This is a genomic window from Leucothrix mucor DSM 2157, from assembly GCF_000419525.1.
GTDB lineage: Bacteria > Pseudomonadota > Gammaproteobacteria > Thiotrichales > Thiotrichaceae > Leucothrix > Leucothrix mucor.
On sequence record NZ_ATTE01000001.1, the window covers coordinates 4,627,396 to 4,649,402 of the forward strand.

Consider the following 22,007-nt stretch of genomic DNA (forward strand, 5'->3'; position numbering starts at 1 on the left):
TATGAACCCTTTGCCTGAAACACATCCGCCGGAATATGAGCTCTATCGCAGTATCGGCGTGGTGGTGTGGGTATCGTTTGTTACGGCAGCGATCGCCACCGCCCTGTTCTTTGCTATTTTTGATCCGCTAGTGATTATGGGGCAGGCGACCTATCCCTTGGACTGGAGTCGCACGGCAAGTTACAGCGTTGGGTTCTTTTTGTTCTGGCTATTGACCAGTGCCACCGGTGCAATGGTGGCCTGGTTATTGGCAACACCGATCCGTTCGGTTAACCATTTACGTCAGGCTTACGAGCCAGATGAAGACGATGAGGAGGGCAAGTCATGAGTAACAATGCGAGCCCACAACCCATCCAGTTTTATAAGCAACATGAAAAAGTCTACCCGCGTGAAACTAAAGGCTTTTTCCAGCGCTTGCGCAATATCACGTTGCTGGTATTGCTGGGTATTTACTATTTCACGCCTTGGATTATGTGGAATGGTCGTCAGGCAATTTTGTTTGATCTGCCTGCGCGTAAATTCCATATTTTTGGCCTTACCATGTGGCCACAGGATTTCTTCTTTTTAACCCTGCTGCTGATTATGGCAGGGCTATCGTTATTCTTTTTTACCGCCTTAGCCGGTCGCTTATGGTGTGGTTACGCCTGCCCACAAACGGTTTGGACCGATGCTTTTATCTGGATGGAGCGCTTAGTCGAAGGCTCGCGCGCCCAGCAGATGAAACTGACCAAGTCGCCATGGACGCCGGAGAAAATCCGCAAGCGCGTGCTCAAGCAAGTGATGTGGGTGAGTTTTTCGCTGTGGACCGGCTTCACCTTTGTGGGTTACTTCACACCGATCAAAGAGTTAGCCAGTGTACTGTGGGCCTTTGATGCCTCATTCTGGCAGCTGTTTTGGGTGCTGTTTTACGGCTTTGCGACCTATGGCAATGCCGGCTTTTTGCGTGAGCAAGTATGCCAATACATGTGCCCGTATGCGCGATTCCAAAGTGCCATGTTTGATAAAGACACACTGGTTATTGCCTATGATGAGGCGCGTGGTGAGCCACGCATGAAAGGCAAAAAGCGTAATGAAAATGCCGATAAAGCCGGTGACTGTATCGACTGCGGCCTGTGTGTGCAGGTGTGCCCAACCGGTATCGATATTCGTAATGGCCTGCAATATGAGTGCATCGCCTGTGCTGCTTGTATCGATGTGTGTAATGAGGTCATGGATAGCGTCGGTAAGCCGCACAATTTGGTGCAATACACTACCGAGGCAACCACCGAAGGGCGCAAGACTAAAATACTGCGACTGCGCATTGTGATTTATGCCTCCTTACTCGGTGCGCTGGCGATTGGCTTTTTGATTGCCTTGATGATGCGCAGTAGCGTGCAGATGGACATTCTGCGGGACCGCAATGCGCTGTATAAAGTGATCTCGGGTAATCAGATTGAAAACACTTATAACCTGAAAGTCATGAACAAAAGCCACGTGGATCAACGTTATCAGCTGGTGATCGAAGGCTTGCGAGATGCCAAGGTTGAGATGGTAAATGATCGTGTGGTGAAGGCAGGGGAAATTGCTAATATTACCGTGCAGGTGACTGTACCGAAGGATAAATTGGTAGCCGCTAGCCAGACAGTGCACTTGAAACTGAGTGAGCTGGAAGGGGATTCACCGGATTCTATTACTGAGGAAACGCGGTTTTTTGGGCCGAGTCAGTAACGGCTCTGAGCCTAAATAGTTAGTTTAAATAGCCCGGTTTTCCGGGCTATTTTTGGTTATGGGTTTTGTAATATCAGAGACTGCCTAGCCCAAGCACTCAGATAAATGTGCCACTTTAATTCACTGGCTGCATTAAAGTGGCACATCTTAGTACTTCCATTGCATTAAAATGAGGGATTTATTTGGTTTGATGCATTACGAGTGGAAGTCTAAATAATCTAATTTTCACTATAATCCTATCTCATTAATGTCATGCTAAACTCAAACAAACGACTTGGAAGGTGGCCCAGTGTCAGTCATCAAAAATAAAGCAACCCGCGATGAGTATCTTGAGCTAGATGACATTTCTCCAGAGAAGCATGAATTCTTTCAAGGTGATATTTTTGCAATGGCAGGTGGGTCTTTCAATCACTCCACTATTGGACTGAATATCGCCACGACGTTGCGCAATGCATTACGTGGAAAACCTTGTCAGCCGATGAATAGCGATATGCGTATCCACACGCCCTCTGGCCTTGATACGTATCCTGATATTTCAGTGTTTTGTGGTGAGCCTGAGCTGACGGACAAGCAGGGGACGTTACATAATCCGGTATTGATTATCGAGGTGCTGTCGCCATCAACTCGCAGCTATGACAGGGGTGATAAGTTTTGGCATTACCGCTCAATTCCAACGCTGGAAGAATATCTGCTGGTGGACTCTGAGTCTGTCCATGTTGAACACCATCAGCGTAAAAGTAAAGATGAGTGGCTGCTGCATGAGTATCGGGATTTGGAAAATACGCTACAGCTGAAGTCTATTGGTGTGACTTTATCTGTGGCGGTTTTGTATGAGGATACTTTGTTTGATTGATTAATTACTCAAATTTATACGGCTAAACAAAGGCATAACTACCTTGCCCTTTTGTAAAAAGACATAAATTGAATTTGTTTCCTTCTCTGGAGGGAAACGATGCCTTCATTATTTCAGGGGCTAGACCGTTTAACCGTAAGTTTATGTGCCTTTGATTCAATTGCAGGATGACAGGGAGTGGTTATTAAATTACTTAATAATCAAGTTCACGCTGATGCTTGATGGCTAGTATAACGACAGTATTTTCATCTGAATCAAAGCGGTAGCGTGCCAAGTAACCGTCTTTACCAAAATCAATGACAACCTCGCGATACTCCTCCGGCATATCCTCAATGACACGCCCAATTTCGGGATTATCAGCAAGTAGCTTTAGTGTTTTCTTGATCGCTTGTGCTGCACGGCGCGTTGCGGCAGGGTTCTTTGGTCTAAGGAACTCAAGCAAATGGTCTAAGTTACGTAGTGCGTTGGCTGATAATGTTACTTGTGGCATATAGGTGCTTCAGTTTCTTTATCGGTTCCCCAAGTATCTAGCCAATCAGAGGCTTCATCCGCCGTCACATGCAAACCTGTTTCTTGGTAGTCATTCCATGCCGCTATTGTTTCCTTTCGGAATTGATCACGCTTTTCTTCACGATCTAAGTATTGCTGAATAGCTTGCTGCATGACCCAGTGAGCGGTGCGGTCTCTGGAGTCTGCGAGTTGTTTAATTCTATTTTTGGTATCGACATCCAGCTTTACCGATGTCGGTTTTATTGCTGCTTGTGACATAAGGTTCGCCTAAGTATTACGAGGTATTACCTCTGACTATATCAAATGATGAACGAGTTCTAAAGAGATTGCTTCAACTATCCATCCCAAACTGCTTCTGTATCCGAAGCCGTTCACAATCTCCCTAAGCTTTGGCTGTAGTCCAAGGGTTTGGTGAGGTGTTTACTGCAAGACTAGTGGCTTGGCGTAAATCATGTGAGGCTGGCTTTCAGTACGATAGAACTAAGTCACAGGACTCGAATGAAGAAAGGAGGATTAAAAGTGAATATCGTGCTTCTAGATCATCTTTTCTGACTGAATTGCGATCAGGTTATAGAGTCTTACAGGGGTTTAGTATTTCTACACTAATACAAGAGGCTAAGCGGGATGCTGCTTTAATGCAGGCTTTGAAAAGTAGGGCTGTGATACGAGGTGATTTAAAAGCTCTGGGAGTATTCTTACCTGAGTCTTCATTAGTTCTTCCTGGAAAGTTAAAAGTAAACTTTCCTCGGATTACTAGTAATACGGCGAGGCATACCTCTGCACCAAAAGTTAATATGAGTACACCCAAATGTCCAAACTGTGGCTCGCATATGATAAAAAGAACGCCTAGAGGTTCTGGAAGAAGGATGCGTTATTTCTGGGGGGGGGCAGCCGCTATCCAAAATGTCACGGAACTCGTAATTACTGAGCGTTACTTTTAGTTACACTTTCAATGCACAGAATAGAGCAAACACCCATGACTAAGCCAAAAGGCTTCAGCAATTTATCCGCTGTTTTAATCGTTGGGCTCACTCTGCCAGCTTCAATATTTTGAATAGTACGCGTCGCCACTCCAGTCATTTTTGAGTACTCGGCAACGGTTAGGCGGGTACGAGTGCGTAGCGTTCGTAGTGTGCTCATTAAAGGCATCCCGGGCTGTTCGCGAATCTCACCAAGTAGCTCTTTTCGCATCGCAATTTCTTCGAATGGAGGGAGTGGGTTGTAACGTTTATCCATTTTCTGTGGCGCCTAAAGAGTGAGATAGATGGAGCCATAGAAACCATCGGCTCTCTAATAAGGTATTATAATAGCAAGATTAGCAGAAAATTTAGTGGTATTTACGCATTATAATAACCATATTAGTTTCTAAGCCGATCACTCAGCTAACACCTCAACTATCCATCCCAAACTGCTGCTGTATCCGAAACCGTATTTCCTCAACAGTCTCATAAGCTCCCAACAGCAAGCGCTTTCGCGTCTCCCCAACCTCACTAATCGGTATCAAATCACTAGGCTGCTCGCCACGAACAACCTGCTCCATATGCCAGTCAAACCTCAAATCCGAAAACACGCTATTAGCCACCACCGCCTCATTCGCAGTCTCTTTCAGCTCCGGCACATTCTCCGCCAAATAAGCCAAGCGCCCCAGCGTGTCAGTCTGCTCTAACCAGCCAGCATCCAAGCAAAATAGCCGTGCGGCATTGGTAATTAAGCGGGTGCCTTCATTCTTCGCATCCAACACTTCAACGCCATCGTGCTTCGAGCCTTTTACCCGTCGTCCAAGAAAGCGGCGAACCGGCAAAGGTGGCTCAAGTGCCGCCAAGGCTAGCGTACGAGGAAAGCCCCGTTTCACCTGTAAATTCTCAAGAAGCAGTCTTTTAAAAGCCGAACATAAAAACAGATCGCCATGCACAGCGCGGCAATCAATCAAGGCCGAGAGCCAGAGTTGCCGCTCCTCTACCGGATCAGCCAGCCACTCTGTAATGGAGCTGCGCCAAGATGATAGCGTCTGGCGCATGGGGTCTTCACGCGCCATCAAGCCACCGTCGCAGAGCTCGATGCCTGCCTTTGCCAGCTTGTCGTTTACGGTGGTAGCCAGTGCTTTTAGCCATTGATCTGCAGCTTGCTCATCTTCGGCTTCATAGATAATCGCGTTATCCTGATCGGTACGCAGCCCCATCTCACCGCGCCCTTCAGAGCCTAGCGACAACCAACACCAACGCATTTTGTCCGGCGGTGGTGGCATGCTAGCGCTAACGATTTCGATAATGCGTACCGTCAGCGCATCGTTAAAGCCGGTATTCATACGCAGTAAATCGCGGGTTCGTACCCCACGGCGATGCATGGTGATTAACGAGGCATTGGCTATTTGGCGCAGTTCCAATAAACCCTCATCAGTACTTTCCTGAGTGAGTCGTCGGCGTAGTGCGGTCGGGCTTGCCAGCAGGGTACGTGCCAGATCGGCTTCGCTGACTACGCCGCAAAACTCACCTTCTTTATCCAGTAGAATTAAATGCCGCCAACCGTGTTGCTCCATGAGCATCATGCCATCAAAGACTGGCGCATTGGCAGGCGAGGTGTGCAGTTCGGTGGTCATAATGGTGGTGATCGGCTCTTCGGCAGAGATGCCTTGTCCCACGACTTTATTGCGAAAATCCGTATCGGAGACGAGTCCGATGGGCTTGTCATCTTTGAGTACTACCACGCAATCACAGTCTTCGCGTGTCATCAATTGCGCGACTAAGCGAATCGAGCAGTGGTAGCGACAGGTGAGGGTGGACGCTTTTGGTAGCTCATATAAGCGCTGGCCAAACAGAAAGCGGCTACCGGCGACATCATCAAATGCGCCTAGCTCGCGTTCAAAACGGCGCAGATCTGCTTGAAACCAGCTACCTAAAAAGGGGTGTAGAGTGAATAGCTCGCGAATTACTTCATTAGGGATTTCGAGAATCTCGCCTTCTTCGGTGATCTCTACGCGATAGGGTAATGGCATATTTCGGATTAAGGAAAAATGCCCGAAAATTTCACCACTGCCAAGGTGGCGGATAGTGGCGTGTTGATCGTGATCGATGATTTTTAAGCGTCCGGAGAGCACCACATAGATCACGGACAGGGTGACATCTTCGTCACCTTCAAACACCAAGCTTCCGGCTTGCAGCGAGCGCTTAACCGCGACCGCACGAATCTTTGCCAGAGAGGTTTCAGGTAATTTAGAAAACGGCTTTATTTTGCTTAACATGAGCGAACTCCCCGTATTCGTGTCATCGATTATACCAGCCTGTTGAGAGGTGTCACAGGAGCCGAATGAGTGTCGACTCCTGTGAGTGCCGGTTTTAGAGACCGGATTCTAGCGTGTTGCGAGTTGCTGCTTAGTGACTGCTGGATGGCTTTTCACGAGCTGACCATTTAAGCAAACAACCGATTCCCAGTACGATACCACCGGTCATCACAAAGCCCAATACCGCGCCTGTGCTGCCTTCTGGTTGTGGCACTAACAGCAACAGGAATAGGCAAGCACCATAAACCATGGCGAGAATACCTAGCTTGTTACGTTGCTCCAAGTCAGATGCGGTTGCACCTTTCTCTTCTGCAACCACTGGCGTATTAATATCATCAAAGAAGGCTGCCATTTCTTTTTCACGCTCAGCCGAGGCTGGCTTGTAGAAGCGACGCGTGTAGAAGAAGAAGCCCATAGTAATGATCAAGTGTAGCAACATTGAAACAACAAACAACAGATCAGCACCTTCACGCTTACTGAAGACCACACCGAACAGGTCCGCAAACATGTCTGGAGTCAGCACAAACTTACTCAGCATGGATACACATAAACCAACCAGTACGGTTGCCCAAGGTGCCCAGTCAGGAACCTTCTTTACAAAGACCGCTAAGAACAACGGAATCAGAATCGGCATCTGAATTAAACTACCGGTTTGCAGCATGATATCGAACAGGCTTAAGCCTTTCAGCGATGAGATAAATAAGCCGACTAGCACGATCACTAAACCAAAGCAGAAAGTCAGGATTTTACTTACGCGCATTAATTCTGCGTTACTGGCTTTGCCCTTCTTGATCACTGGGTTATAGAAGTTCAGCACCATAATACCGGCGCTGCGGTTCAGCCCTGAATCCATTGATGACATGGTCGCTGAGAACAGAGCAGCCATCATGATACCGACCATACCGACCGGCATAACGACATCAACAAAGGCTAGGTAGGAGGCATCTGCCGCTTTAGAGCCAAGTGATGGGTACTGCGCAGCAAGGTCGATGCCCATTACCGCGGTTGCCATTGGAGGTAGGAACCATACAAAGGTACCGGCAAACATCAAAATAGCAGCCAGTAGCGCGGCTTTTTTGGCGTTGATACTGTCTTTAGCGACTAAGTAACGCGAGGCATCAAACAGGTTATTGGTACTGAATATCTGCTTGGTAATCGACATCATACACCAGACAAAGAATAGCCCGACGTAACTCATGTCATTGGTAAACAGGTCTTTCGGGAACTCCGTGACCACATTCACGATACCGACTTCCATGCCCACAAATACAGTGGCCGTAATGGAAATGGCCATAATGACCAGCATCTGGATGTAATCACTGGCGACCACCGCCCAGGAGCCACCGGTGAGCGAGACGAACATTACGATTAGACCGGTAATCACGATGGTCCACTCGATGCTGATATCAAATACAGCAGAGGTGAAAATCGCCAAACCATTTAGCCAGATACCGGCTTGGATTACGCCAAGTGGCACTTGAGCCCACGTAAAGAATTGCTCATTCACCGGGCCATAACGGCGGCGAATGGCATCAACAGGGGTGATACAGCGGGTTTGCCTGAACATCTCGGCGACCAGCAGGAAGGATACGAAATACCCGACTGCGTTTCCGATGAAGATGGCGGCGACAGATAAGCCGTCGTTGTAGGCTTTACCGGCTGCACCGGTAAATGTCCATGCACTGAACTGCACCATAAAGGCGCTGGCACCGGTCATCCACCAAAGCATTTTACCGCCGCCACGGAAGTAGTTGCTAGGGTCTGTGGATTTTCCGCTGAATAAAACGCCGATGGCGACAATGAATACCAGATACAGCGTAATGAGCGCTATGTCGACACGACGCTCGAATATCATCGAGCTTAATTCTAACTCCATTATGAGTTCCTCCTTCCGATTACCAAGTAGATTGGACGCTTGATATGCTACAAGCGTAAACTAACATATCAGATGTGGAGGCGTTTCGATAATGAAATAATCCAATACTTACAGATTTGCGCATAATTTATACGCAAATCATGGGTTATTTTGAATTAAGTACGCTCAACTACCTCACAGCGGCTTGCGCCAGTGGGTTGTGAATTGGCAAGGTAGCGCTCGTACATCAGCTCGCTACGCTCAATGCCACAGGCCTCTGCGACGGTAGAAATGCCTTCAATCAAGCCTGGTGAACCACAGATGTACACATCGGGTTTGGTGGCTTCGGCTTTTAATGCCGCTTCAAATGCGGAGACCACCGAGCCTTTGTAACCTTGCCAACTTTCAGACGGCTCTGTTACGCAAATCTGATATTCTAGTTTGGGATACTCAGCGGCGAGGGCTTCAATTTCTTGCTGGAAGAACACCTCATTTTCCGACCATACGCCAAAAAATAACTTCACAGGATGTGGCTCTTCCCACTCAGCCATACGGCGTAGCATCGACATGACTGAGGCCAAACCACAGCCACCGGCCACAAAAAACCGAGGACGTAATCCGCGATCTTGCAGCATAAACGTGCCCATTGGTCCATCTAAGCGCAGCTTCATACCGGCTTCAGCGGTAGTTTCTAAGAAGGTTGAGAACTGGCCGTTTTTACGCAGCTTGATTAAAAACTCCAGACTGCCATCCCAGTTTGGTGCATTCGCCAGAGAATAAGCGCGCTTAGCGCCATCCTCATCACCCGGAATATGGAATTCCATGAACTGGCCGGGCTCAAAGTCCAAACTGAGGCTGTCGTCTTCATCTGGTAATAATTGTAGGTCGAGTTTTACCGTATCTTCGGTGAGGAAAGTCTTGGCGACGATCTCTGCTTCGCGCTCTGGCATTTTCTCAAAGCGCACCACGCTATAGGCGTAGGGCAGCGTCATGGTCAGGTCGCTGTTTGGATAAGTACGGCAGAGTAAGACTTGCTGATTGGCAATATCAGTTTTGGTCAACGCATCGGTACTGCACTCGCCTAAGCGATAATCACCGCTTTCATGGTGGGCAATACACGCACCACAAGAACCGGCATGGCACTGTGCAGCCAGAAAGATATTCTCTTTTTCAGCGGCTGAAACCAAATCTTCTTCGGGCTCGCAAGCAAACGACAGCGTTTGGCCATCATTGGTATTTAATTGAATTTGAAAAGCTGACATCGTAATTTTCCATGTAAAAAGCCGGAGCGATTAACTCCGGCTTGTATTTAACAATAGCTCACGATTTAACCGCGCGAGCTATTCAGCCATTTAGCTAAACTTAGGCAACTGCATGGCCTAACGCGCGCTCCAAGTCAGCTTCTGCTGTGCCATTGATGCGTAAGTCAAAGCGCTCAGACAGAACAGCCAACAGGTTTGGCGTGAGGTATGGCGGCAAGCTAGGGCCGAGATGGATACCCTTTACGCCAGCTGCCAACAGGGCTAACAATACCGCTGTCGCTTTCTGCTCAAACCAGGACACCATCAGCGATAATGGCAATTCATTGACGCCACACTCAAAGGCATTGGCCAGCTCAGTCGCCACTTTAATTGCGGAGAATGCATCGTTACATTGGCCCATATCCAATAGACGTGGAATGCCGCCGATGTCGCCAAATTCTTTATCATTAAAGCGGAATTTGTTGCAGCCCAAGGTCATCATAATGGTGTTATCAGGCGTCTTTTCAGCAAGCTCGGTGTAGTAGTTACGGCCCGGTTTTGCACCGTCACAACCACCAATCATAAAGAAGTGTTTAATGTCGCCAGATTTCACGGCATCGATCACTTTGTCAGCCACGCCCAATACCGTGTGATGGCCAAAGCCTGTGGTAATGGTTTTCTCTTCAGCGTCTACCTTGAAGCCAGGAAGCGCTTTAGCCGCCTGAATTAACGGCTTGTAGTTACCATTTTCGATATGACGCACACCCGGCCAGCCGACTGGGCCTGTGGTGAAAATCCGCTGACGGTAGTTTTTAGCCGGCTCAATAATGCAGTTAGAGGTCAATACGATAGGGCCAGGGAATTCAGCAAATTCACGTTGCTGATCCTGCCATGCGCCACCGTAGTTACCGACTAAGTGTGGGTATTTTTTCAGACCAGGGTAGGCGTGTGCTGGCAACATTTCGCCATGCGTATACACGTTGATGCCCATGTCTTTGGTTTGCTCCAAAATCTGGTGCATATCATGTAAATCGTGACCACTGACCAGTAAGCACTTGCCCGCAACCGGTGTTACACGAACTTGCGTTGGCTCTTGGTTACCGAAGGTTTCGTTATTGGCGCGATCTAATAAATCCATGACTTTCAGGTTCAAATGACCGGCTGATAAGGCTTGGTTTAACAGGTCTTCGATATCCGTTGGGTTGCTAGTCAGGTAGGTAAGAATGCGCTCAACTTCAGCATCAATTTCATCGTTGCGGTAGTTCAACATGCGAGCGTGATGTGAGTAAGCGCAGATGCCTTTCATTCCGTAAAGGATCAGCATTTTCAAGCCGTTAGCGTCTTCGCCAATGATCTTATGATCTTTATTAACGATCGCAACCGACTCTTGCTTCAGGATGTTATCCATATCAGCGGCTGGATCAAACTGTGCTGGACCCGCTGGAGCTTGGGCTTCTACGCCTTTTAATAACGCCGCTGCAATGTACTTTTCTTTAATGCTGTCACGTGTTTCAGCGGCTTGCTGAATCAGGCTAACAAAGCGCGTTGATGCGAAGTTCACATTGGTGAGTGTGGTGAAAAATGCATATTGGATGAAGTCATCAACCGCAACATCGACCACGCCTAAAGTGCGTGCCAGTTGTGCATATTGAGCAATGCCTTTCACTTGATAAATCAGGATGTCTTGCAGGTCAGACGTTTCAGCAGTTTTCCCGCAAACGCCCTGATCCGTTGAACAGCCATCTTCCTGAACATCGCTACGCATTGTTTGTTCACATTGATAACAAAACATGTTTCTCTCCACATCAAATTCGGTAAGTAATGCGGCGCAGGGTACGGAGTTGTTGAGCGGCCCGCCTTGACCACGGTCAAGTGCCAAATTTTATTTGCCTGCTGAGCGATTGTGGTAGGCTTTTATGACTCCCCAAATCAAGGCGTCACTATGGAACAATTTCTACGCACCGCCGCTATTTTCCAAAGCCTCAGCCAAACCGATCTGATGCCTATCGCCAACGCTTCGAAAAAAGTGAGCTATCCTGCGAATGAGTTATTATTTTCAGAGCAGGACCCTGCCGCGCACTTTTTTCTGGTGATTAAAGGCAGTGTGCGCTTGTACAGGCTGACGCCAGATGGCAAAGAAAAGGTGATTGAAATTATTCGCGCTGGTGAAACTTTTGCCGAGTCTGTTGCGCTGCTCGATAAGCCTTATCCAGTGTTTGCCAGCACCATTGAAGCAACTGAAATGGTGAAGATTCCGGCGGCGGTGATTCGCAGTTTAATGATGCAAAATACCGGACTAGCCTTAAAGATGTTGGCGAGTTTAAGTTTGCGGGTGCATAAGTTTATTAATGATATTCACACGCTGAGTATGTCGTCGGCACAGCAAAAAGTGGCGGGGTATTTTCTGGCGTTTTTATCGGATGAGACGACTGAACAACGGATACAGTTGCCATCGAAAAAAGCGATAGTGGCATCGCGCTTGGGGCTGCAACCGGAGACTTTTTCACGGGTACTGGGAAAGATGAAAGAGCGTGGAGTGATTTTAGAGGAAGGGGCTGAGATTGTGGTGTTGCAGCCAGAGAAATTAAGGGAATTGCGGGATTCGGCTTAGTTTGGTTGTGCCAATTTGAGAAGAGGGCTGTTTTTTGTATTGTCTGCAAGCTCGAATGTTACTCGGCAATCGCCCCGAATATCTGCTATCTTTTGTTGTATTAAGCCGTTGATAATCAATAGTAATAAGGTCTTCGATTTTTGCAGCGACTCATGGGCATTTTTAATCACTTGGGCACAGTAGAATTATAATGAGCAATAAAAACTATCAGCTTAAATTCATTATTCCTTTCCTCGCATTATTCCTAATGACTCAGGCCTTTGCCGATACGGAGTCCAGCCAGCCGGTAGAGGAGACTGCCGCAATCGAAAGTGCTGAGCCGCAAGTCGCCGCTGAGCCAACCACCATCGACACGCTAACCTCGTTGATCGCTCAGCAATTACTGATTGATAAAGACATTGAAGAGCTCAGTGCCGCATTCAAAAAAACCACCTCCGATGCAGAAAAAGCGCAGATCAATCTGGATTTAGATGTTAAGAGCAAAGAAGCGCAGGATGTTGCCCGAAACATCGAAAACCTAGCTGCTAACACGGACATCAGTGTGCTACGGGCAGTGAAGGAGGAGTCTTTCAACTTTGAAAGAGAGTTCTTTGCCTTGCTGGAGCCTACGCTTAAAGAAATGAATCACTTAACCAGTGATGTCAGAGCGAAAGCGGACTTGCGTGAGCGAATCGAGTTTGCCAATAAACGCATTCCGATTGTGCAGACTGCGCTGACGAATATTTCTAACCTTGAAGAAAATGCCAGCAATGAAACCCTAAGGAAGCATCTTGAAAAATTAAAGACGCGCTGGCAGCAAAAGTTAGATGGCTATCAAACCGAGCTCAACGCCGCGACCTTACAGCTTGAAAAATATGAGCTGGATGAGCGCCTTCGTGAAGAAAATGCGCCGAGCTATATCAAAACCTTCTTCCAAAAACGCGTTTGGGTCTTGTTAAAAGCGCTGGGCGCTTTGACGCTGGTATTACTAGCGTCGAGATTACTGCACCGGATGCTGACCTTCGTAATTAAGGGCTACCAAAAAGAAAACCGCAGCGTGCGCTTGCGGATTATCGATTTGGTACACCGCACAGTCACCACCGTTTTGATGATTGTTGGGCCGATGCTGGTGTTCTATCTGTCGGAAGATTGGGTGCTATTTACTTTAAGTATCCTGCTTTTGATCGGTATTGCCTTTAGTTTGCGCGAAGCGATTCCAAAATACTGGCATCAGATTGAGATTTTCCTGAATATCGGCTCAGTACGCGAGGGCGAGCGGCTGTTGATGGATGGCATCCCGTGGGAAGTCAAAAACATCAATCTGTTCACCACCTTATATAACCCCAGAGCCGACCTGACTAAGCGCGTAAAGCTGCGTGAATTAACCGGCCTTAACTCCCGCCCTTGCCATAAAAGTGAGCCGTGGTTTCCTTGTGAGCGTGGGGATTGGGTGATTTTATCTGATGGTACTCGCGGCAAAGTGATCGGTATTTCTTTGGAGTTGATTGAGTTAATCCAGCGTGGTGGCGCGCGTTGTACCTATACGCTGAGCGATTTCTTATCCGCCTCGCCGCAAAATCTCTCATTGAATTTCCGCTTGAAAGAGTTGTTAGGTATTAGCTATAGCTATCAGAAATTAGCAACCACCGAAGCGCCAGCCATGTTGAAAGCGTACCTAGAAAAGCGCTTACTGGCCGATAACTACGACAAGATTCTACTAAACCTCAATGTGGAATTTGAAAAGGCGAATGACTCATCGTTGGACTTGGTGGTAATCGCTGACTTTAAGGGCGAAGCCGCTGATTTATACAACCGCTTAAGACGCGCGCTGCAGCGTTATTGCGTGGATGCCTCGACTGAATTCAATTGGGAAATTCCATTCCCACAGGTGACTTACCACCGTCCTGCATAATTTATTTCAGGGAGTCGTATCCCCAAAAAATTGACTCAAATCAATCCCTTTCGTTGCTCGCCTTGTTAGACTTCACACTCAAACAAGGCAGCCTATCAGAGGGCAGAAAATGGATATTGTTCAAAACACTCAGGAAATTGAATTGCCATGGTACCGTTACGGCATGGTTTGGATGGTGATTCTCCTACCACTGATGGTAGTGGCGGCCAGCAGCGTGACGATTTATATCGCTTACGATAATGCGCCTGAAATTGTTCCACCTGCCATTACTCAAACGCGCTAAGCGGCTTAAGCGATGCCTCTTGCTATCCCAGCCTCCGGCCATGCGCATTCTCATGACGAACTGAGCTGCTATCACTGTGGCTTGGATGTTCCTGCCCATACTAATTATCGCCTATCGATTAAAGGGATTGAGCAGCCTATGTGTTGTTTGGGGTGCTTGGCGGCAGCGGATTTTATCCAGCAAAATGGCATGGGCGATTTTTATCAGCACCGTGGGAATCAATTGCCGGAGTCGGCAGTTTCGGGTCAGTACGGCGACCGCAAAAGCTGGGAATATTATGACCAGCCTGAAGTACGCCTCCAATATCAAAAAGAGCAAGATGGCGAAACCTGTGCACGCATTTATGTGCAAGGCATGTATTGCAGCAGTTGTGCCTGGTTAATTGATAGCTCCTTATCGCAGCTGCCGGGTGTGGAGCGTGTACAGCTAAACCCCGATACCCATCAAGTGCAGTTATTTTGGAAGCCGGAGCAAAGCCGGCTAAGCGATATTTTAAGCACCATCTCCAAACTTGGTTATCAGCCACGCCCGCTTAATGAAAGCGAAACCGGTGTAGATAAGCGTGAATTTGAAAACCGTCAATCCTTAAAGCGCCTTGCGGTGGCTGGCTTTGGGATGATGCAGGTGATGACTTACGCAATTGGCGTGTATCTGGGTGACTATCAGGGCATGGACGAGGGGATTCGTCAGTTTCTGAATTTGGTTAGCTTGTTGGTGGCGACTGTCGTTGTGTTTTATTCCGGTGCGCCATTTTTCAAACACGCTTGGTTTGATCTGAAAAATCGTCATTTAGGTATGGATGTGCCCGTGGCGCTGGCGATTGGTGGTGCTTACAGCGCAAGCCTCTGGCAGGTTCTGATCGACCATACGCTCGGTGCCGAAGTCTATTTTGATTCTGCGGTGATGTTTGTATTTTTCCTATCGCTGGGGCGATTTCTGGAAATGCGGGCGCGTTACAGTGCGGCTTCCAGTGCAGATGCTTTACGGCAATTACTGCCACCATTAGTCACTGTTTGGCGTAATGGCGAAAGCTTGGTGATCAGCCCGCAGCAGTTAGAAAAGAGCGATGAAGTTGATGTATTAGCAGGCGAAACCATTCCTTGTGATGGCCGCGTATTAAATGGCGAAGCGCAGTTGGATGAGTCTTTACTGACTGGCGAGGCGCGGGCAGTGGCTTGCGCAAAAGATAGCTTGGTTACTGGTGGTACCAAGCTGCAATCCGGCCGTTTAAGGTTGGTGGTGACGCAAGCTTGGGAGCAATCTGCGGTCGCATCCATCAAGCAATTACTGGATCGGGCACAATCGCAGCGCCCACAACGAGTGCGCTTAGCCGATGCCATGGCGCGTTACTTTGTGGCTGGCTTATTGGTGCTGGCATTTGCCGTGGGATTATTTTGGTATATCGTCGCGCCAGATCGGGTATTTGGCATTGTGTTATCCGTATTAATTGCCAGTTGCCCTTGTGCCTTTTCATTGGCAACGCCTGCTGTGCTAACCGTCGCCAGTCATTTTTTAAGCCGACATGGCGTACTGCTCAGTAATGCCGATGCTTGCGAATCGTTACTCAGTGTTAATCACTGGTGTTTTGATAAAACCGGTACGCTCAGTACCGCAGAATTGGTGGTTGAACATGCTGAATTATTTGCTGACATGCCGGAAGCGGACTGCTTAGCGGTTATCGGAGCCATTGAGCGACAAACCGATCATGTACTGGCGAGTGCCTTTTCAAGTAATAACACGCTGCAAGCCACCGATGTGCAAGTGGTACACGGCTCCGGTGTGTATGGCCAAGTTAGCGGAAAACAGTATTTTATTGGAAACCCTAGCTGGATTGAGGCGCAATGCAGCATTGCTAATATGCCATCACTGCAAGATCAACACAGCGTTATACTGCTAGCTGAAGCAGGCAAACTTCTAGCCGCCGTCTATTTATCCGATAAAATCCGACGCGATGCCGCTCCAGTTTTGCAGTCTCTCAAGCAACAAGGCGATCAAATCAGCATATTAAGTGGCGACCGTCAGGGTGTAGTATCACGATTTGCGCAAAGTTTGCCGGTAGATAAAGCCTTGGGTGACTTGCTGCCTGCCGATAAAGTCGCCTATTTACGCGAGCTACAAGCTCAAGGCCAGCACGTTGCCATGATTGGCGATGGGGTCAATGATGCGCCGGTACTCGGTCAGGCGAATGTCAGTATTGCCATGGCGAGCGGCAGCCAGCTTAGCCAAAGTCAGGCAGATGTGATTTTGCTCGGTGGTCGTTTGCAGGGATTAGGCATTGCACAGCAGGTTGCCAAGCGTGCTCAATACATTATCCGGCAAAATCTGACTTGGGCCATATTGTATAATTTAACCGTATTACCGCTGGCAGCGACGGGCGTACTTGCACCGTGGATGGCGGCGATTGGTATGTCATTGAGTTCTTTGGCGGTGGTGGTTAATGCCCGCCGTTTGAATCGTTTAACCTTTTAAGTGTGCGCGGCAATGCGCCCAATCACACAGGCTACGGCTTATGAACATTATTTATCTGCTAATTCCCCTAAGTTTAGTGTTGGTTGCCTGCGCGATTGGGGCCTTTTTCTGGGCGGTTCGCTCGGGGCAATTCGATGATTTGCACACGCCAGCGCTAAAAGTGTTGGATGATGATAAAATTCCGGCACCTCAACCGCGCACTACCTCGCAAGAGTCAGATAAACGGCAGGCGGATAACCGCAACGGACAGTCATAAGTTATGGGATTTGTATCAGCAATATTATTGGGTTTACTCGCGAGCCTGCACTGCGCAGGCATGTGCGGTGGGCTGCAAGCGGCGCTAAACCGTCCGCAAGCCCTGCGCAAACCCATCGAAAATCAACTGCATTTGCTGTCGATGAATTTGGGGCGAGTGGCTTTGTATACCATGGCTGGCGCGATCATTGGCTTTATCGGGGCCGAAGTGGGTACGGTACTCAACTTACCGGATTGGTCGACCTGGCTACGCCGCTTTGCCGCCATTATGATTATTGTGATTGGCTTCCAGCTACTGTTTCGTATCGAAAAACCGTTTAGTTTTCTGGAAAAGTTTGGCTATGCCTTTTGGCAGCGCATCAAGCCGTATCTGAATTTAGGCGCGCCCGTGACTTATGCGCAGTCGTTTCGCCAAGGCTTAGTGTGGGGATTCCTGCCCTGCGGACTGGTGTATTCGGTATTGTCGGTCGCCAGCGTGAGTGGCTCGGCATGGGGTGGTGGACTAACAATGTTGGGTTTTGGTGTCGGAACCTTGCCAGCAATGTTGCTAACCGGTCAGGTGTTTTGGGCATTTAAAGGGTTTTTGCAGAAACGTGCAGTACAACAGAGTGGAGGCGTGTTCTTTATTCTGATTGGTACGTTGATTTTTCTAGCGCCGCAATTGGCGAGCCATGAAGCCATTCAACAGCATCCGCTGTTTTATAATCTGGCACGTTGTATTTTGTAAGGCTTGTTTGACTGATTCCAAAAGGTTTGGCTAATCAGTATCGAGTCAATCCAGTGTTGGATGAATCAGGATATGGATCAATTAACTGTTGGGAGGGGGGGGGTAAAACTAACCTCCGCCAGCAGACCGGCAAGCCATTTCTAGCTTGCCAATCTAGCAGACGGGGATATTAGCCAGCATGATTAAGCTGCCTGTGTGCTATCAATTCCTGCACGACCTTTAGTAACGGCATCACGGATTTGACCGCGAGAAATACCTAAATCAGCCAGCTCAGTATCGTTGTAAGCAGTCAATTCTTTGATAGCGGCTTCGATTGCTGAAGCGTCTTGAGCTTTGCTGGTTGGGCTGCGGAATTCTTCAGTTCTCCAAGGCCATCCTTCAACGCCTTGACTTAATAGAGCGCGAGAGAAACCCAGATCATCCAATGTGCGATCGCTAAGAGTGTTTAAGTAATTCAATGTCTTATGACGACCGTAAGATTCGATAGCTGAAGACAAAGTGTTTTTTAGATTTTTAAAGTATGACATTTTATATGTTCCATGTGTGTTGTTCATGGAGCGCATAATAGTCTTTTTGCTGCGACGCACAAGAGACAAGAATTTGATGTTCGGGTTACTAAATTTATCCAGAAAATATGAACCAAATTCAGCTTAGGTTGTATTGGCGCTAAAACTGTGGCGTGGCGGAGGGAGAGCTCTGAAAGGAGGGCGACAAGCGGTCATAGAGTAATCGCTTGTCTGCTAAATACTTAGCCTTTGTGCAGTTTTGAGGTGTCGATATTTTGTGTTTGTACTTCGCAACCGGTGAGTATTAGCAGTTGCTCAGGGTTCAAAATCTTCACTTCGCGGTGATTAATCTTAAGCACACCTTTGTCCTGAAAGCGCTTTAATAAGCGGCTCACGGTTTCAGCGGCCATACCTAAGTGATTAGCAATATCTTGTCGGGTCATTGCCAAAATCAATTCACTGCCAGAATAGCCACGTGTTTCGTAGCGAATTGCAAGGTTGCGAATAAAGGAGGCGAGCTTTTGCTCAGCACTTAACTCCGACAATAAGGCGTTGGAGTTATTAATCTCTTTACTAATTAGGCGGATAAGCTGTTTTTGCAATGCAGGAATGTGCGCCGATAGGTCAGTCAGTTGGTCATAATCCAGTTGGCATAGCGCTGAGGTGGTCAGGGCTGTCGTGCTACTGGTGTATTCCATGGGATAAATCGCATCCAAGCCGATCAACTCACCGGGCAGGTGAAAGCCTGTGATAGTCTCGTGACCATCAGCATTGAGCTTAGTGGATTTATACATGCCGGATTTTACGGCGAAGATTTTGGTGAATGGTGTGCCTTGTTGAATGACAACATCACCATCGTGTTGAATGTGTGAGCCTTGAACCAATTTCTCTAAACGATCCAAGTCATTTTTATCTATCCCAAGCGGCAGACAAATATCGCTCAGTGAGCAATGGCTGCAGGAATGAGCTTCATGTTTAGGGTTGGCCATATCTTAATGATACTAGTTACGTGTGATGGCCTTTAGACTAAACCTCCGCCAATAGGCTGGCAAGCTAATTTAAAACTTACCAGACTAGTTGGCGAGGTTGTTAGTCAGCATTATTAAGCTGCCTTTGAGTTTTCAATTCCTACGCGACCGTTCAGTACGGCTTCACGGATTTGACCGCGAGAGATCCCTAAATCAGCCAGCTCAGCATCGTTATAAGCTGTTAGCTCTTCGATAGCTGCAGTGATTGAAGTGCTGTCTTGGTTACGGTTTGCAGCGTTGCGAACTTCATCTGTTCTCCAAGGCCATGCATCGACACCTTGGCTTAGCAAAGCGCGTGAGAAACCCAGGTCGTCTAGTGTACGATCGCCAAGATTGTTCAAGTAACTCAAAGTCTTATAACGACCATAAGATTCGATAGTTGAAGACAGTGAGTTCTTTAGATTTTTTAGAAATGACATTTTATGTGCTCCATGTGTGTTGTTCATGGTTACAATAATAGTCATTTTGTTGCGACGCACAAGAGACAAGATTTTGGCTTCGGGTTTATTAAAACTAACCTTTATCGAGTCGGGCCTTAATTTTCGCCAGATCCGCCGCTGATGCGTGCCCCTGTTCGCGGGCTAACGGTATTGATAGATCGCCAAGTAGCCGATATAGATTTCCATAGTCTTTATTCCATGCACTGATAGTGTCTAGTTGATTATTAACCACTTCGTGATCGCCGCGGGCAATTGGGCCGGTGAGTGCTTCACTAGTACCCAAGCGAAACACGTTTTCAACGGTGCCTGAAACAATGGGTTTTAAGACAGCCATGGCTTGTTCGCGTTCAATGCCGGCTTCTGCAAAGGTTTGAATGCTGAGCTCTTGCAGCGCCACCAAATAGTTACAGGCGATAACACTGGCCGCGTGATAAAGCGTTTTATGCTCTGCATGAATTGGTAACAGGTGAGCACCCAACTGACTAAATAGAGGACCCGCTAAAGACAAAGCTGCTGCATCGCCTTCAACGCCACAATAAGTACCAGCAAAGCTATCGGCAGCCAGCTGTGGATTGGCAAAGCTCTTAATTGGGTGGATGCTGGCAATGTACGCGCCTTTCTCCCGACAATTGGCAAGCAGGGCAGATGACTGCGCTCCACTGCAATGAAACACTACATCGCCATCGCGCAGCACGCCGCTATCGGCCAGCATCTGACTGCAGTCAGCAATCGCATCATCGCCACAGGCTACAATTGTTAGCTCAGCGGCTTGCATCTGTGCAATATCATCAATGGCGCGGCCTGCGCCAATGGCGGCTACCGCCGACTCAGCGCTGTCTAGCGAGCGGTTCAGGATATCGCCAATGACAACGGTGTGCTCCCGCTGCCATAACAAGCCCAGTGTGCGGCCAAGCTGCCCGCAGCCGATAAAGTTAATGCGATATGCCATAACGGTGGTCTTTGATTAATGAGGCTCAAATCATCCGTAAGCGACGATCTAAAGTCAAACCATGAAATCGTTCTAATGATGAGTTGGCACCTGTAAAAAAGCCAGACACCGTTTCCAGTGTCTGGCTTGATAACGTAAGGCTTATGCCTGATCAGATGGCTGGCTTGAGCACCGGCTCAGGTTTGCCTGTTAGCATCTTGCCATTCAATTTAAACAGCACCCGAATGGTCAGGATTTGTAGCAATACGATAGGAACTAGCAAGATAAAATACGGCGCAGACCATATCGCGACAATGCCATTAGCAACCAAACCTTTATGCAGGAAGAAGAATGCCATGACTGTACCTGCTACTCCGGGGCAAATCAGCGCATACGACACAGCATGTTTATCATCGCCATGAATAAAGCGTTTAAAGTACTCGGTATCTTTCATCACACGATAGCCCAGCAAGCCAAACATGACCTGCAAGCTGGCGAGAATCGAGAACAAAATCAGTACGCCAGCATTCGAGCTAGGCATCGCAAAGTTATGATGTAAGCCCATATTAATGCGGTAAATCGCAATGCCCATTACCGTGATAATTGGCACCATAATCCACAGCGAAACGGCTGCATCCCGATCAATACCGTTGGATAACATATCGCGAAAGCCCAATACCAGCGAGATCACTGCCATTACGGTGGCGATAGTCAGAAATAAAATCGCGAAAATAATGCCGATGCCTGAGGTAACAAGCGTATGGCTCATCGCGCCAGCGGCTGAGAAGCCCACGCCGACCATCGCAAAGGCAAACACTGATAACAGCTGGCTTAAGCTATTGTTTTTACGGGTATCGAAGTTACCTTGTGACAATAAGCGAGAAATAAAATTACCGTATAAGATCAGCGCATAAACACCAATTGCAGCAAAAGCCAGTAGCGCGCCTGGGAATAGGTATTCAACGATCGTCCATAAGCTCGGTACAAATAATGCACCCACAATAAACGCCACATTCACCGACATTGCATAGGTTAGCGGAATAGCCATTAACTGTACTTCGCCATTGCTGGCAAACAGGGCTTTATGGGCCTCAGTTGTCTTGAACGCCTTGTACTCTTGGATATTCCAAACCAGCAAACGAACGTGCAAAACACTAAAGACAATAATGCCAATAATCGCGGCCACGATCATGCCAATTTGCCATATATTGCCGGTCTGAACCAGCGACATCAGCGTGTCAAAGGTGGGTATTGGTGCGGATGTGTGGGGTGTCATAAACATCAAATACATAAAAAATGAAACCACCAAGCCGCCTGCGCCCAGCGCTGCCAGAAAGTACATCGGGGAATATTTTTCACCCATGTGTTTGTTTAATGCGAACATCTCTTCGTCCTCCATTAGGTTTGTCATAGGTTTAGTGTATTA

General features: G+C 47.9%; 21 protein-coding genes. 9 read left to right on the plus strand and 12 right to left on the minus strand.

All coding sequences use genetic code 11. The features are described 5' to 3' along the window. The first annotated feature begins 1 nt into the window (after position 1). The 3 genes from LEUMU_RS27200 (at position 2) to LEUMU_RS0121160 (ending at position 2,560) form a co-directional block, all read left to right on the plus strand. Complete coding sequence (locus LEUMU_RS27200; RefSeq protein WP_022954307.1) at positions 2 to 328, plus strand: hypothetical protein; 327 nt, start codon at positions 2 to 4, stop codon at positions 326 to 328. Next, positions 325 to 1,707: a cytochrome c oxidase accessory protein CcoG gene (gene ccoG / locus LEUMU_RS0121155; protein WP_022954308.1), complete on the plus strand. Its 1,383-nt coding sequence runs from the start codon at positions 325 to 327 to the stop codon at positions 1,705 to 1,707. The genes LEUMU_RS27200 and ccoG overlap by 4 nt, the downstream gene beginning before the upstream one ends. A 289-nt stretch (positions 1,708 to 1,996) precedes the next feature. Next, positions 1,997 to 2,560 carry a Uma2 family endonuclease gene (locus LEUMU_RS0121160; protein WP_022954309.1) on the plus strand — a complete coding sequence of 188 codons (564 nt, stop codon included), beginning with the start codon at positions 1,997 to 1,999 and terminating at the stop codon, positions 2,558 to 2,560. 193 nt (positions 2,561 to 2,753) lie between these two features. Here the strand turns inward: LEUMU_RS0121160 and LEUMU_RS0121165 are convergent, their stop codons facing one another. The 7 genes from LEUMU_RS0121165 to hcp all read right to left on the minus strand — a co-directional run bounded on the left by LEUMU_RS0121165 (position 2,754) and on the right by hcp (position 11,235). Further along, positions 2,754 to 3,050 (minus strand): type II toxin-antitoxin system RelE/ParE family toxin, encoded by a 297-nt coding sequence (locus LEUMU_RS0121165; RefSeq protein ID WP_022954310.1) that lies wholly within the window; start codon positions 3,048 to 3,050, stop codon positions 2,754 to 2,756. Continuing rightward, on the minus strand, positions 3,038 to 3,328 hold the full coding sequence (locus LEUMU_RS0121170; protein ID WP_022954311.1) for a CopG family ribbon-helix-helix protein: 291 nt from the start codon (positions 3,326 to 3,328) through the stop codon (positions 3,038 to 3,040). Before LEUMU_RS0121170 ends, LEUMU_RS0121165 begins: the two co-directional genes overlap by 13 nt. Before the next feature lie 663 nt (positions 3,329 to 3,991). Next, the gene (locus LEUMU_RS27205; protein WP_022954312.1) at positions 3,992 to 4,306 is read right to left on the minus strand and encodes a helix-turn-helix domain-containing protein; all 315 of its coding nucleotides are present in this window, start codon (positions 4,304 to 4,306) and stop codon (positions 3,992 to 3,994) included. Between the two features lie 154 nt (positions 4,307 to 4,460). Further along, positions 4,461 to 6,308 (minus strand): DUF294 nucleotidyltransferase-like domain-containing protein, encoded by a 1,848-nt coding sequence (locus LEUMU_RS0121180; protein ID WP_022954313.1) that lies wholly within the window; start codon positions 6,306 to 6,308, stop codon positions 4,461 to 4,463. Between the two features lie 130 nt (positions 6,309 to 6,438). Continuing rightward, on the minus strand, positions 6,439 to 8,223 hold the full coding sequence (locus LEUMU_RS0121185; protein ID WP_022954314.1) for a sodium:solute symporter family transporter: 1,785 nt from the start codon (positions 8,221 to 8,223) through the stop codon (positions 6,439 to 6,441). 155 nt (positions 8,224 to 8,378) lie between these two features. Then, positions 8,379 to 9,464: a 2Fe-2S iron-sulfur cluster binding domain-containing protein gene (locus tag LEUMU_RS0121190; protein ID WP_022954315.1), complete on the minus strand. Its 1,086-nt coding sequence runs from the start codon at positions 9,462 to 9,464 to the stop codon at positions 8,379 to 8,381. 100 nt (positions 9,465 to 9,564) lie between these two features. Next, a complete protein-coding gene (hcp, locus tag LEUMU_RS0121195; RefSeq protein ID WP_022954316.1) occupies positions 9,565 to 11,235 on the minus strand; it encodes a hydroxylamine reductase in 1,671 nt (556 codons plus the stop codon). Between the two features lie 150 nt (positions 11,236 to 11,385). On the opposite strand from hcp, the gene LEUMU_RS0121200 reads away from it, so the two are divergent. From LEUMU_RS0121200 to LEUMU_RS27215, 6 genes are all read left to right on the plus strand, one after another. After that, a complete protein-coding gene (locus LEUMU_RS0121200) occupies positions 11,386 to 12,054 on the plus strand; it encodes a Crp/Fnr family transcriptional regulator (RefSeq protein ID WP_022954317.1) in 669 nt (222 codons plus the stop codon). A gap of 190 nt (positions 12,055 to 12,244) precedes the next feature. Then, on the plus strand, positions 12,245 to 13,945 hold the full coding sequence (locus LEUMU_RS27210) for a coiled-coil domain-containing protein (protein ID WP_022954318.1): 1,701 nt from the start codon (positions 12,245 to 12,247) through the stop codon (positions 13,943 to 13,945). Positions 13,946 to 14,054: 109 nt separating this feature from the next. Then, on the plus strand, positions 14,055 to 14,228 hold the full coding sequence (locus LEUMU_RS28895) for a hypothetical protein (RefSeq protein ID WP_022954319.1): 174 nt from the start codon (positions 14,055 to 14,057) through the stop codon (positions 14,226 to 14,228). Between the two features lie 12 nt (positions 14,229 to 14,240). Then, on the plus strand, positions 14,241 to 16,697 hold the full coding sequence (locus LEUMU_RS0121215; RefSeq protein WP_022954320.1) for a heavy metal translocating P-type ATPase: 2,457 nt from the start codon (positions 14,241 to 14,243) through the stop codon (positions 16,695 to 16,697). A gap of 40 nt (positions 16,698 to 16,737) precedes the next feature. Continuing rightward, entirely contained in the window at positions 16,738 to 16,953 is a 216-nt protein-coding gene (gene ccoS / locus LEUMU_RS0121220; RefSeq protein ID WP_022954321.1) for a cbb3-type cytochrome oxidase assembly protein CcoS, read from the plus strand. A gap of 3 nt (positions 16,954 to 16,956) precedes the next feature. Next, positions 16,957 to 17,679 (plus strand): sulfite exporter TauE/SafE family protein, encoded by a 723-nt coding sequence (locus tag LEUMU_RS27215; RefSeq protein ID WP_022954322.1) that lies wholly within the window; start codon positions 16,957 to 16,959, stop codon positions 17,677 to 17,679. A 182-nt stretch (positions 17,680 to 17,861) separates the two neighbouring features. Here LEUMU_RS27215 and LEUMU_RS27220 read toward each other — a convergent pair whose 3' ends face one another. The 5 genes from LEUMU_RS27220 to LEUMU_RS0121250 all read right to left on the minus strand — a co-directional run bounded on the left by LEUMU_RS27220 (position 17,862) and on the right by LEUMU_RS0121250 (position 21,965). Then, positions 17,862 to 18,206 carry a YjiS-like domain-containing protein gene (locus LEUMU_RS27220; RefSeq protein WP_022954323.1) on the minus strand — a complete coding sequence of 115 codons (345 nt, stop codon included), beginning with the start codon at positions 18,204 to 18,206 and terminating at the stop codon, positions 17,862 to 17,864. 221 nt (positions 18,207 to 18,427) lie between these two features. Next, the gene (locus LEUMU_RS0121235; RefSeq protein ID WP_022954324.1) at positions 18,428 to 19,174 is read right to left on the minus strand and encodes a helix-turn-helix domain-containing protein; all 747 of its coding nucleotides are present in this window, start codon (positions 19,172 to 19,174) and stop codon (positions 18,428 to 18,430) included. Between the two features lie 113 nt (positions 19,175 to 19,287). Continuing rightward, the gene (locus tag LEUMU_RS0121240; RefSeq protein WP_022954325.1) at positions 19,288 to 19,632 is read right to left on the minus strand and encodes a DUF1127 domain-containing protein; all 345 of its coding nucleotides are present in this window, start codon (positions 19,630 to 19,632) and stop codon (positions 19,288 to 19,290) included. A gap of 94 nt (positions 19,633 to 19,726) precedes the next feature. After that, positions 19,727 to 20,602, minus strand: coding sequence for a Rossmann-like and DUF2520 domain-containing protein (locus LEUMU_RS0121245; RefSeq protein WP_022954326.1), 876 nt, complete (start codon positions 20,600 to 20,602; stop codon positions 19,727 to 19,729). Positions 20,603 to 20,753: 151 nt separating this feature from the next. Then, complete coding sequence (locus LEUMU_RS0121250; protein WP_022954327.1) at positions 20,754 to 21,965, minus strand: TsoY family (seleno)protein; 1,212 nt, start codon at positions 21,963 to 21,965, stop codon at positions 20,754 to 20,756. Between the last annotated feature and the right edge of the window lie 42 nt (positions 21,966 to 22,007).